Origin of the sequence: Streptomyces sp. NPDC048255 (genome assembly GCF_040652415.1) — a bacterium.
GTDB lineage: Bacteria > Actinomycetota > Actinomycetes > Streptomycetales > Streptomycetaceae > Streptomyces.
Genome location: NZ_JBEZMA010000068.1, coordinates 25,839 through 36,881, shown reverse-complemented (window position 1 = coordinate 36,881; position 11,043 = coordinate 25,839). Strand labels below are relative to the sequence as shown.

The 11,043-nt window shown below is 68.7% G+C and carries 10 protein-coding genes and 3 pseudogenes; 8 read left to right on the top strand and 5 right to left on the bottom strand.

Annotated features, from left to right (window positions below; translation table 11 throughout):
• Positions 1 to 231: 231 nt before the first annotated feature.
• Both AB0D94_RS32945 and AB0D94_RS32940 read left to right on the top strand, forming a co-directional pair.
• Positions 232 to 312: pseudogene (locus AB0D94_RS32945) on the top strand (N-acetyltransferase); the annotation flags it as partial.
• 564 nt (positions 313 to 876) lie between these two features.
• A complete protein-coding gene (locus AB0D94_RS32940; protein ID WP_362059729.1) occupies positions 877 to 1,179 on the top strand; it encodes a hypothetical protein in 303 nt (100 codons plus the stop codon).
• 49 nt (positions 1,180 to 1,228) lie between these two features.
• On the opposite strand, the gene AB0D94_RS32935 is transcribed toward AB0D94_RS32940, so the two are convergent.
• Together AB0D94_RS32935 and AB0D94_RS32930 are read right to left on the bottom strand one after the other, a co-directional pair.
• Positions 1,229 to 1,432 (bottom strand): hypothetical protein, encoded by a 204-nt coding sequence (locus AB0D94_RS32935; protein WP_362059726.1) that lies wholly within the window; start codon positions 1,430 to 1,432, stop codon positions 1,229 to 1,231.
• Positions 1,433 to 1,447: 15 nt separating this feature from the next.
• Positions 1,448 to 2,560 carry a hypothetical protein gene (locus tag AB0D94_RS32930; protein WP_362059717.1) on the bottom strand — a complete coding sequence of 371 codons (1,113 nt, stop codon included), beginning with the start codon at positions 2,558 to 2,560 and terminating at the stop codon, positions 1,448 to 1,450.
• A 174-nt stretch (positions 2,561 to 2,734) separates the two neighbouring features.
• On the opposite strand from AB0D94_RS32930, the gene AB0D94_RS32925 reads away from it, so the two are divergent.
• From AB0D94_RS32925 to AB0D94_RS32910, 4 genes are all read left to right on the top strand, one after another.
• Entirely contained in the window at positions 2,735 to 3,088 is a 354-nt protein-coding gene (locus tag AB0D94_RS32925; RefSeq protein ID WP_362059714.1) for a hypothetical protein, read from the top strand.
• A 63-nt stretch (positions 3,089 to 3,151) separates the two neighbouring features.
• Complete coding sequence (locus AB0D94_RS32920) at positions 3,152 to 3,319, top strand: hypothetical protein (protein ID WP_362059711.1); 168 nt, start codon at positions 3,152 to 3,154, stop codon at positions 3,317 to 3,319.
• A 193-nt stretch (positions 3,320 to 3,512) separates the two neighbouring features.
• Positions 3,513 to 4,196, top strand: coding sequence for a response regulator (locus AB0D94_RS32915; protein ID WP_362059708.1), 684 nt, complete (start codon positions 3,513 to 3,515; stop codon positions 4,194 to 4,196).
• Between the two features lie 820 nt (positions 4,197 to 5,016).
• Positions 5,017 to 6,309 carry a hypothetical protein gene (locus AB0D94_RS32910; RefSeq protein WP_362059705.1) on the top strand — a complete coding sequence of 431 codons (1,293 nt, stop codon included), beginning with the start codon at positions 5,017 to 5,019 and terminating at the stop codon, positions 6,307 to 6,309.
• A gap of 321 nt (positions 6,310 to 6,630) precedes the next feature.
• On the opposite strand, the gene AB0D94_RS32905 is transcribed toward AB0D94_RS32910, so the two are convergent.
• Both AB0D94_RS32905 and AB0D94_RS32900 read right to left on the bottom strand, forming a co-directional pair.
• Positions 6,631 to 6,942 carry a DUF6087 family protein gene (locus AB0D94_RS32905; protein WP_362059702.1) on the bottom strand — a complete coding sequence of 104 codons (312 nt, stop codon included), beginning with the start codon at positions 6,940 to 6,942 and terminating at the stop codon, positions 6,631 to 6,633.
• Between the two features lie 174 nt (positions 6,943 to 7,116).
• Positions 7,117 to 7,428 (bottom strand): annotated as a pseudogene (locus tag AB0D94_RS32900) (transposase); the annotation flags it as partial.
• Between the two features lie 418 nt (positions 7,429 to 7,846).
• Between AB0D94_RS32900 and AB0D94_RS32895 the strand changes: the two are divergent.
• The gene (locus tag AB0D94_RS32895) at positions 7,847 to 9,109 is read left to right on the top strand and encodes an IS110 family transposase (RefSeq protein ID WP_362059699.1); all 1,263 of its coding nucleotides are present in this window, start codon (positions 7,847 to 7,849) and stop codon (positions 9,107 to 9,109) included.
• On the opposite strand, the pseudogene AB0D94_RS32890 reads toward AB0D94_RS32895, so the two are convergent.
• Positions 9,109 to 9,728: pseudogene (locus AB0D94_RS32890) on the bottom strand (IS5 family transposase); the annotation flags it as partial. The gene AB0D94_RS32895 and the pseudogene AB0D94_RS32890 overlap by 1 nt on opposite strands.
• Positions 9,729 to 9,806: 78 nt before the next feature.
• Between AB0D94_RS32890 and AB0D94_RS32885 the strand changes: the two are divergent.
• Positions 9,807 to 10,901 carry a hypothetical protein gene (locus AB0D94_RS32885; RefSeq protein ID WP_362059696.1) on the top strand — a complete coding sequence of 365 codons (1,095 nt, stop codon included), beginning with the start codon at positions 9,807 to 9,809 and terminating at the stop codon, positions 10,899 to 10,901.
• Positions 10,902 to 11,043 lie beyond the last annotated feature (142 nt).

The window sequence follows — 11,043 nt, the reverse complement described above, 5'->3', positions numbered from 1 at the left end:
GGGGGTTTGTGATGCTCTGGGCGCGCCCCGCAACCTATGGTGGCTGAAACGGGTGGGGGGCATGGGCGGTTTCTTTTCACTGTAATACGGGGGGGGGGGGGGGGGGGGGGGCCACGGCGCCGTGGGGCCGCGACAGGACCCCCGTCCCGGTCGCGGCCCCACCGCTTCGAGGAGCCGTCGGCTCGATCAGCCGCCGTGGCTGCCGCGGCGCCGATGGTGAGGGCGGCCAGCACCCGCGAACGCATCGGCCGCCACCACGGCCTGTGGCGCGACGTCGTGCTGCTGGAGCGGCGCAGCACCCTGGTGGTGTGAGCCGATCCGGAAATTCCGGTTCCCGGCCGGTGGGCTCCGGGTGCAGGAGTCGGCCACGGCCATCTCCATTGCTGACATCGCCTGGGCTCGCGCGGAGCTGGCCCGGTTCCTGGAGCTGACCACGCTGTACCACCCGCCGGACCCTCCGGGGGTCACCTTCATCACGTCGCGTATGTCCAACCGGGCGGATCAGAAGGACATCCTGGCCAGTGCCCAGGTGGTCGAGCAGATCCTGGACCGGGTGCTTCCCGGCAGGCGCACGGAGATACCGGACAGCCGCGTCAACCGCTGGTGTCGACACCGGGAGGCCGCCCAGCGAGCTGAGGCCGTGCTGGAGCGCGACGGCGAGGTACGTGCGCGGCTAGGGGACGATGCCCCGGACCTGAACGCCTCGGCGATGCACCCCTGGGCCTGGGAGGGTGCGCGGCCGCTGTGGCAGAGCGGGCACTTCCGTCTTCCACGCGATAGCCGGGGGAAGAGGTCTGGCCTGTCTCCGGGGGCCGGCGGCGCCGTCAGGGTACATGTACCGGTATGGCTCGTGATCGGATCCGGTGGCTCCTTGTCGTGGAACGCGCTCGGGAGATCGTGGACGGGTACGCGCCGCTGAAGGTCACGCTGCGGCAGGTGATGTACCGGCTCGTATCCGAGGGCGTGCTTCCGCATACGTCGCCGATGTACCGCCGGCTGTCCGCGCAGCTGGCCCAGGCCCGGCGGGAGGGCCTCGGCAGCAAGCTCCGGAAGGGCGAGGCGGGTGACGCCGACATCAGCTCCTTCCAGAACGTCATCGACGGCGTCAAGGAAGCGGGCAAGAGCGCGGGCGCCGAGGTGACGGACAAGGTCCCGAGAGTGTTGCAGCTCGGCGGATAGCGCCGCCGGCCGGGGCCCGCCGAAACGGGCCCCGGCCGGCGGCAAGGGACTACGGGGCCTGCGGCGTGATGAGGGTGGACGCGGTGTCCTGGTTGTTCTGCTTGCGCGGGTCCGCGTCGTCGCCGAACACAGTGGCGGTGTTGTTCAAGGTGGTGGGCTCCGAAACGTCGGCCGCGGTGCCGGTCACCTCGATCTCCACACTGTCACCCTTCGCCAGCGGGCCACCCGTGCAGGAGAGGAGGCCGTCGGTGATCTCGCACCCTTCGGTCTAGGTGGTGGGCGACAGGAGCTCCGCGGGGAGGTAGTCGGTCAGCGACCAGCCGGAGGAGTCGCCCGTACCCTTCCCCTTCTCCTCTTTGCTCACGTTCTTCACCGTGATGCGGTAGGTGATCTCGCCGCCCGACGTGACTTCCCTGGTGCCTTGCTTGTCCACCGCGAGGTCGGCCTTGGAGTCGAGGAAGCAGGAGGTGGCGTCGAGGTTCACCAGCTCCTGCTCAGGGGCCGCGTCCTGCGTCGACAGGATGGTGAACTCGGGGTCGACGGCGGTCGCGTTCTTCACGTGCACCCGGAAGAGCTCTCCGGGGGAATTGCGGAAGAATCCGAGATCGCCGTTGCCGTACACGAAGACGCCGCCGAAGTCCGAACCCCCGGGAAGGACACCGGGGAAGAAGTCCACGTCTCCATTGGAGATGCGGATACGCGCGATGGCGCCGTCGTCGGTCGAGCCCCACAGGAATCCGTCGCGGAACGCGATGTCGAAGATGTCGAGTTCCGGGTCGGACAGCTCAGGGACATCGATGGAACCCGTGACCGAGCGGGACTTGACGTCGACCTTGTAGATCGTCGGCGTATCGTCGGCCAGGATGTAGTAGTTGCCCTTGTCGTCGAACGTTCCCGAGATGTAGAGGGCGGGCGGCAGACCGTCAATGGCACCGAGGTTGGTGAAGTCGCCATTGCGGTCGAAGCGGACCAGGTCGTTGTTCGCGTTGCCGAACGTGGTCCCGTAGAGGAAGCGGTCGCGCGGGTTCACGCCGATGGCGTTGTAGAGGAACGGCGTCGGGTTGCCCAGCGCTGTGAACTGGACCGTTCCGGGCCCTCTGTCGGCGGTGTAGAGCTGGTCTTCCGGGTTGCCGAACGAGGCGTACACCTTCCCGTCACACTCAACGCCGTTCTTCCCGTGGGACGGGTTCTGCGCGATAGCCGCCGCGGGGGCCGGGGCGGCACCGGCCGGTGACGCCGGCAGGCTGGAAGCGAGTCCTGCGACGATACCCACCGCGCCCAGTGCGGAAAGCGCGCGCAGCCGCCGCTTTCCCTGCTTCAGCCCGTTTGTTCCTCGAATCACGAACATGCACCTTTCACTGCTTAAGGCGGACAGGCCCATGACTGGGCCCCTCAGTGTGTGCCGGATGTGACGGACAAGCATCAGCACAAGGGATGTTGGGTCGGACATCGTGGCTCGGGCTTTGGGGGTGGAGTTCACTCCAATGCACCAGGGCACCGCCGCCAGGCCGGAGACGTTGCCGAGTACCGCGACAAGGAACGTGAACAGCGCGGTGTGAACCCGGTACCCGGCCGCGCCGACGTCATCTTCCTCGAGATCGACGTAGTGGACCCCTCGGACTTCAGCGACACCCTCACCGTCCAGGGCGTCGACGTGGACGGCTACCGGATCCTGCGCGCGGCCGCGCCGGCCGCGCCGAACGCCATCGCCGCCATCCTCCTGGCCCTGCGCGACGCCACCGGGGTCCAGCCGCACTGCTATTTCGCCTGGGCCGAGGGCAGCCCTCTGGTCCACATGGTCCGCTACTTCCTCCTGGGACGCGGTGACACCGCTCCGGTCACCCGCGAGATCATCCGCAGCCACGAACCCGACCCCGCCCGCCGCCCCGGCATCCACGTCGGCGGCTGACCACCACAGCCGTACGCAGCCACGTCCAAGGATGCCGCGGCTGGGTAGAGCGAAAGGCACGCCATGACCTCTACGCCGGACCGCCGCATGCGGCTCAGGATCATCGTCCTCACACTGGGCGCGGCCGCCATGATCACAGCAGGACTGGCCACCGAGTGGTGGTGGCTGCTCGGCATCGGCGTGTGGACCGTGATCGTGGCGTTCCTGATGGAGATGATCTACCGCCCGTAGGCCGGTGACATCTACGCTCTCCGGGCCCGCATCAGCCCGGTGCCAACGGCCAGCTGAGTCTGTCACAGACAAGCGGCTGCCGAAGGGCCTCAGCGGCCGTGCGTGCCCGATCAAGGATGCAGATCATCGAACCGCACCTTGAAGATCATCTGAGATTCCCGTGCCCGCACCGAAGGAAAGGGCTGCCCACCCAATGACCCGGGTGCTCGTGGTGGAAGGCGACCCTCAACTCGTCCGCGCGCTCAAGGTCAACCTCCAGGCCCGGAAGTTCGACTCCCAGGAAGCCGGCACCGGAGCCGACGCGCTGCGGCTTGCCGCCGCACGCACTCCCGACGTCATCCTGCTGGACCTTGGTCTGCCGGACATGGACGGCATCGATGTGATCAAGAGCATCCGACGCTGGAGCAGAGTCCCCATCCTGGTCCTGTCCGCTCGGCGCACCTCGCAGGAGAAGGTCCGTGCCCTGGATGCGGGCGCGGACGACTACGTGACAAAACCGTTCAGCATGGACGAGCTGCTCGCCCGGCTCCGCGCTGCCACCCGCAGGGAGGCGACGTCCGGCGCCGCGGACCGGCCCATGACGGTCATCACCGAAGACTTCACCGTCGACCTTGCCGCGAAGAAGGTCCGGCGCGGAGAGCGCAGTGTTCGGCTGACCCCGACCGAGTGGCACCTGCTGGAGATCCTCGCCAGCCGCCCCGGCCACCTGTTCAGCCAGCGAAAGCTGCTGTTGGAGGTCTGGGGACCGGTATATGCCGACAACACCACCTACCTGCGGGCCTACATGGCAAAGCTTCGGCGCAAACTGGAGGCGAACCCCTCCCATCCGCGGTACCTGATCACCGAGCCGGGCATCGGATACCGCTTCGAGCCCTGACCGTTCGTTCCGGCCCCGCACAGCGGCACGACCGTCACGGGGAGCCGTGCGCGGTGAATGCCTGCGCCGTTGAGCCGCCCTTCGAGCTCTGGGAAGGCCCTGCGACACACATTTGTCTCATCGAACTTTGACCACCGCAGGTCAAGGGCAGATGCCTCCGGGCCGGGCCAGGCGCTACCTGGCCGGCTGACGCTGTCGCCTGCGGTTCCCGTCCTCGAGAAGGTACGGCTCGCTGTGGCCTTACGAACTCCTTTGCGGGGTCCTACCTTTGAGTCATGGAAACTCAGCCTCCCGGCTCGCTTTCGGAAGTTGCATTACCCGTGAAAGCCGGATGACGGCTGCTGTTTGTGCCCGGCAGGGCCCACGAGCTGGCTGCCCTGCTCGGCGGGAGCATCATGGTCCCGCCGGTGGTCGCAGCCCCCCGACTGCACTTATGAAGCGGGCCGTGAGACACCGCAGGTATCCGTCGCATTCAAGTTGGCAGATTCGCGGCCTTTCGCGTTTGGCGTGGCCGGTTCGCATTCGATCTCGCTTCGATTGTGGGGGTTTGCGTCCTGCCCTCTGAGTACGGACGAGTCTGCCCGGAAGGCTTGGCTGGAAAGCGCTCTGCGCGGAGGAACGTAACGGGCAGACTTGCCCGGAATGCACGGGTGAGCGAGCGGAGGGACGTGGGGATGGGCATACGGGGGCGCGTGGCGGTGGTTCGGTGACGGCGTATCACATCAAATATCTGCCGACCGGGACCCTGCCGACCGGGACTCTGCCGGCAGACCGTGTCGGCACCTGGTCCGTGACCCCGGACGGTGTCGTTTCCCGGTCTGTGTCCAGAGGCGGCGTCGCCACCTGGGCTGTGGCCGACGCCGAACGATGGCGGAAGGCGGCAGTCCCGGCCGTCCTCGCCCCGGCCATGGGCGGCTGGGTCCTGGCCGCTCTGGTGGCGGTGGCGTACGTTCTGCTGTTCGGGCTCTCGTCCGCGTCCGCGGCCTGGCATCGCGGGCCCGGGGAGGGGACGGACTGGCTGAGGTATCCGGGTCTGATCCTCCTGACCGCCCTGCCGTTCTGGTATCGCTACGTTCCGGTCGCGGCCATACCGGCGGCTGTGTTCGTCGCTGTAGAAGCGGTTCTGACTCTGACTCGGACCGGCGACGTGGACCATCCGGCGAGGGCCGGATGGCTGGTCATCCTCGCCGCCAGCGCCGTCGCGTTCACAGGAGGCTGTCTGCGGCAGCGGGCCCGACGCCGACAGCGGGCCCTGGCCCTCGCCGCTGCGGGAGAGCGCCGCTTCCCGCTACCCAAAGGCACCCCGGAATCGGACGGCCACCGCGGATACGAGCAGGTCTACTTCGGGCTGGCGCTCTGCCTGGTCGCCACAGTCATCCTCGCCGAGGGCCTGTTCGGGGAACCGGCCGCGTCCGGCGTTGCCTACGACGCCGTGGGGCAGCAGGGCATCGCTCTGGTGCTCCTTGTGGCCGGTACGACGTTCTACGGCCGGGGCCAGCTCGCCTACCTGGCGGCCCGGCGCTTGCACGGGGAGCCACAGCCGGCCCTGATCGTAGGCGTGCGCGTGGGGGCGAACGGGCGCCACTGGGTGTGCGCGGACGCCCGCACCCGCTCCGCAGCGCCCCTGATCGCGTACCTTCCCGGCAAGAGCGACACCCGCGACAGGACCCGGCTTCTGGGCAGCGGCTCGGCGTACGGAGTGGGCAACGGGCACCACGACATCGACCCTCGGCACGAGCCCTTCGAAGCGGTCCTGTACGGCACCCTCGCGGAGGGCGACGAAGTCGCCCTCGAATACGCCTGTGCCGAATACCACCGCCACCAGGAGATGGGACGGATGTACGCGACCGTCACCACTACCCCGCTCCGCCCAGACCGCCGCCACGGACTGGGCCCGTGGGCACCGGTGGACGGCCCTGCCCGACAGCGCGAGCGGCTCCGCGAGGCCCGGGAGAAAGCGGAGCGCTACCGGGAGGACCAGCGCAGGGCGGAGGAGCGCCGCAGGAACCCACCGCCCGGCTCGTCGCCCGGGAGGCGCGGGAGCGACTCCAGCAACCGGTACGACGGGGGCGGCTGCGGCTCCAGTGGCTCATCGAGCTGCGGGGGCGACTGAGCCCTGACATCCGTTAGCAGCTCACCGTCAACATTCGGCTGTCAGCGATCCAACGTCGACAGCGGGTATCAGACGGCTCAGTGCGCCCAGTCGAAGACGCCAGATCTCAGGTCGATCTGCGCGTTGACGCCACCGAGGTTGAGCCTCCGACGCCGTCCTCCAGCTCGAACACGGCACTGCTGAGGGAGGCGCTGGCTGGCAGCGTCTCGAACGCTTCGCAACCGCGGCGTCCTACCGCACAATCGGCGAGGAAGCCCCTGTAGCACGGGCGTCCGCTGGGAGGCAGCCCGCCACCGGGACGGCTCGGGTCAGCTGGCCTGCTCACGGAGTGGGCTTGCGGTGGCGTCCGGTGCCTGGGGCCAGGGGGTTGCGTCCCGTGATGGGACCGGTTACCTCGGCAGGGGTGCTGTCGGGCTGCGGGTTCAGCACGCGCCGGGCCGCTGCGTAGTTTTCCACGGGCATGAGCGGCTGGCAGGCGAAACCGTCCCACTCCAGGATCAGGCGCGGCGCATCGGCGTCGACGTGGGCAGCGCGCTGCGGGCCGGCACCGAGGGTGATGGCCTTGAGTTCGCCTGGCCTGCGCAAACGCCCTTGCCGGCGGGCGGCCCAGCGTTCCAGGGGTTCGTCGGTCATGTCGTACCTCCGTGAGGGGCAGCACCCTACCGAAATCGGACAACACGCCGCCCCCCTCTCCCAGGACGGAAGGAGGGAGCGGTCGTGTGTACGACTACCGCCACGACTTGAGGGGGAAGGCCCGCCCGAAGTGGTGGGCATCCGTTGTTCCGCCTCAGGCTGCGTGCGGTTCCACTAGGCAGTGTCTGACAAATGATCACGGGCTGGTTCGCGGAGCCAGAGGATCAGCGAGGCCAGGACGACGCCGGCACGGTAGCGGTCGGCAAGCTTATCGAATCTCGTCGCGATCGCGCGGAACTGCCTGAGGCGTGCGAAGCATCGTTCGACCACGTTGCGGTCGCGGTAGAGCTCCTTGACAAAGGCGGGCGGTCGGCCGCCGAGGCGCCCTCGGCGTCGGCGGTTGACTGTTTGGTCGCGGCGCTCGGGGATCGTGACGGCGATGCCCCGACGCCGCAGCAGGTGCCGGATCGCTCGGCTGGAGTAGGCCTAATGGGAACCGAAGGCCGGCATGAGCTGGTCTTCAGGGCGCGAGCCGAGCCTTTGAGTATGCCCGGGCCTGAGAGCCCTGTTGACAAGACAAGACTGGCTCGCGCCCCGCAACGGGTGTCAGGCGTTCAGGATGAGACACAGATCCGTCCACGAAGGCATCCCAACGGTCCTGTTGGTGCAGGCAACTCGACCTTTCGCTGCTGCGCGGTTTGCTGTTCGTAGTCCGAGCCGGTTGTGCGGATCACCTCTCACCTCTGCCTTGAGCTTTCAGCTCTGACACGGACCGGGGGCCGCATGACCCGCTGGGGTTGCGAACGGCTGGTGGGATGACGTGCCTTGAGCACTTCCATTAGGGAGCACGCGCACCCTGCACAGGCTCTGGCCTGGGAAGAGAGTCGCGACGAAGGAGGGCCGGATGGAGATCACCGGATTACCGACGCCAGTGTTCTGCGGCGTGGACTGGGCCGAAGACCACCACGACATCGCCCTGGTCGATGCCGGAGGAAAGCAACTCGCCAAACTGCGGATCAGCGACGACGCGGCGGGATTCGCCCAGCTCATGACCCTGCTGGCCGAACACGACGATAGCCAGGATGCCCCGATCCCCGTGGCGATCGAGACATCGCGGGGACTGCTCGTCGCCTGCCTGCGGGCAACCGGCCGACCGGTCTTCGCGATCAACCCCCTGGCAGTCGCCCGCTACCGAGACCGCCACTCTGTCGCCCGCAGGAAGTCAGACGCCATCGACGCCGCAGCACTGGCCAACATCTTGCGAACCGACATGGCCGCCCACCGGCCGCTGCCCGCGGACTCCGAGCTCGTGCAGGCCATCGCCGTCCTCGCGCGGGCCCAGCAGGACGCCGTCTGGGCCCGCGGCCAAGCCCAGAACAAGCTCCGCTCGCAGCTCAGAGAGTTCTACCCGGCGATCCTCGAGGCCTTCGCCCAGCACAAGCACGGCCTGTGCTCGAGGGAAGCCCGCACCATCCTGACCGCAGCTCCGACCCCCGCCGCGGCTGCGAAGCTGACACGGCGGCGCCCTCAGTCGCTGCCCAAGCAGGCCGGCCGGGTCCGTGGCATCCAGGCCGAGGCCGAAAGGCTCCACGAGGTCTTCAGGCGCGACTACCTCCACCAGCCCCCGCAGGTCGAGGCGGCGCTCGGCCATCAGGCATCTGCCCTGGTCAGGCAGCTGAACACCGCCTGCGACAACGCTGAACAGCTCGAAGAAGCCGTCACCCACGCCTTCGAAGAGCATCCCGATGCCCCGATCATCCGCAGCTTTCCGGGTCTCGCTTCACTGACCGGTGCCCGGGTCCTGGCAGAGATCGGCGATGACCGGACCCGATTCGCCACCGCCGGATCCTTGAAGGCATACGCGGGAAGCGCCCCGGTCACCAGGGCCAGCGGCAAGAGCTGCATGGTCATGAGCCGGAAGGTCAAGAACCAGCGACTGGCTGCCGTCGGATACGTCTGGGCCTTCGTCTCTCTCACCCGGTCACCAGGCGCCAGAGCCCACTACGACCGCCGACGAGCAGCCGGCGACCGTCACGTCGCCGCACAGCGGAACCTCTTCAACCGGTTCATGGGCATGCTGTTCCACTGCCTCCAGAACGGCCACACCTACGACGAAGCAATCGCCTTCCCGCAGCCCGCACCCGGACTCACCGCAGCGGCGGCTTGACGCTTATCCGCGTGGGATGTCTTGTCGCCCAGGACTCGGGTCGGTTTCGTGCGTGGGCGGCCGGTGTCGGCACGCGGAACGCGGATCCCGTCGAGGACCTGGCCGAATGCGGTGGCGTCGTTGACGTTGCCGGGCGTGAGCACGATGGACAGCGGCAGTCCCCGGCCGTCGACAGCGAGGTGGACCTTGGTGGTCAGCCCGCCTCGGGACCGGCCGAGGGCCTGGCGCGTCTGCGAGCCGACCGGATCTTCCAGTTCGTCCCCGTCCGCAGCCCCCTTCTACGTGCGCCGGCGGCGTGCTGGTGAGCACGGTTGATCGTGGAGTCGGCGGCGACGGTCCACTCCACCCGGCCCTCCGTGTCGTCGCGGACCTGCACATGCTCCAACAGCCTTGCCCACGTGCCGTCCGCCTCCCAGTGGGCAAACCGCTCATAGACGGTCTGCCACGGCCCATACCGCTCGGGCAGGTCACGCCACGGAGCCCCGGTCCGCAACCGCCACAGCACACCATTGACCACCTGCCGGTGATCACGCCACGGCCGACCACGCCCATCCACCTGCGGCAACAAGGGCTCTATCCACTCCCACGCCGCCTCCGTCAACTCACCTCGACCTGCCACAAGATCAATTTTCAGACAGGTGGCCTTAGCATGGGCACGCCATCCCCCCGTGCCGTGTCCAGCCGACGGAAGACACCCATGCGCCTCCAGCGGATATCCGCCGCGACCGCGGCCCTCGCCGCGCTCACCACCCTCGCCACCGCCTGCGAGGACTCCCCCAAGCCGGGCCCGCCCGCCGCGAGCCCCTCCGCGAGCGCTCGGGGCGCCGCCCCCGCCTCCCCCACGGCCGCCGGCGCCGGCGCCGCGCCCGCCACGCTGGCCGGGGCGCAGGCCCACGTACAGCAGTACACGTCCTGCGAGAACCTCAGCACCGACCCGAACGACAGCCGGGTGCCGCTGAGCGGGTTCATCGGCGCCGGGGACTGGGGCATCACGGAGCGCGGCGTCTGCACGGACAAGAAGGCGCGGGGCGAGATCGTCCTCTTCCTGACCCCGGACATGAAGGCCTTCCAGCAGGCCGCCAAGGACAACGCCGCGAAGCTGCTCGCCGAGGGCCGGGACGACACCGACCTCGCCAGCCGCACGGTCGTGGGCAAGACCTTCGCCCTGACCGCGCTCAAGACCGCCACCGCCGTGTCCCTGGTCGACCCGCCCAACTCCGACCTGCGCATCCTGAGCTGCAACCCCGACGTCTTCGTCCCGGAGGGGTTCAAGAAGGAGAAGGCCCTGGTCGAGGGCTGCTTCCTCACCGACTACGTCAACAGCCCCGACGGCCAGGGCAGCCCCCACCGCGGGGCGGTCCGCGACCCCTCCACCGAGGGAGCCGCGAAGCCGGGCCAGCCGTCCACCGGCAGCCTGGGCCTGCCGAGCGCCGGCAGCATCGCCGAGCTGAAGAAGCTCGTCAGCCCGCACACGGTCGACTGCACGAGCATGAAGGTCACCGACGAGCAGGTACAGTCGATCGACTACATGCCGGTCGTCGACGGCCCCGCGAGCGCTTGGGGCGTCAAGCAGCGAGCGGTCTGCGGCCAGCTCGGCGGGGAGCGGCGCGCGCACAACCTGAACTGGCTGGACACCGTCTCCGACATGAAGACCCTCCAGACCAAGGCCAAGGCGGCGCAGCTGGCCGACCTGAAGGACGACGGGCGCCTCAAGGCCACTGCGAGCAAGCTGCTGGTCGGCACGAACATCGCCGTGGAGACCAACAACGCGAACGTCCGCCGCGGGCTGTAGCAGCTCCAGTTCCTGTACCTGAACTGCGAGACCGGCTTCACCGCGCCGGCCGGCTACCGGCTGGAGAAGGCCCAGGTCGAGGGCTGCGTCCTGACCAACTACGAGCGCCCGAGCTGACACACGGCCGTCCGGGGCGTGCGCG

Coding starts and splice junctions, on each gene's coding strand:
- AB0D94_RS32895 (WP_362059699.1), top strand. CDS start 7,847: ATGGAGATCACCGGATTACCGACGCCAGTGTTCTGCGGCGTGGACTGG.
- AB0D94_RS32930 (WP_362059717.1), bottom strand. CDS start 2,560: ATGGGCCTGTCCGCCTTAAGCAGTGAAAGGTGCATGTTCGTGATTCGA.
- AB0D94_RS32915 (WP_362059708.1), top strand. CDS start 3,513: ATGACCCGGGTGCTCGTGGTGGAAGGCGACCCTCAACTCGTCCGCGCG.
- AB0D94_RS32920 (WP_362059711.1), top strand. CDS start 3,152: ATGACCTCTACGCCGGACCGCCGCATGCGGCTCAGGATCATCGTCCTC.
- AB0D94_RS32905 (WP_362059702.1), bottom strand. CDS start 6,942: ATGACCGACGAACCCCTGGAACGCTGGGCCGCCCGCCGGCAAGGGCGT.
- AB0D94_RS32885 (WP_362059696.1), top strand. CDS start 9,807: ATGCGCCTCCAGCGGATATCCGCCGCGACCGCGGCCCTCGCCGCGCTC.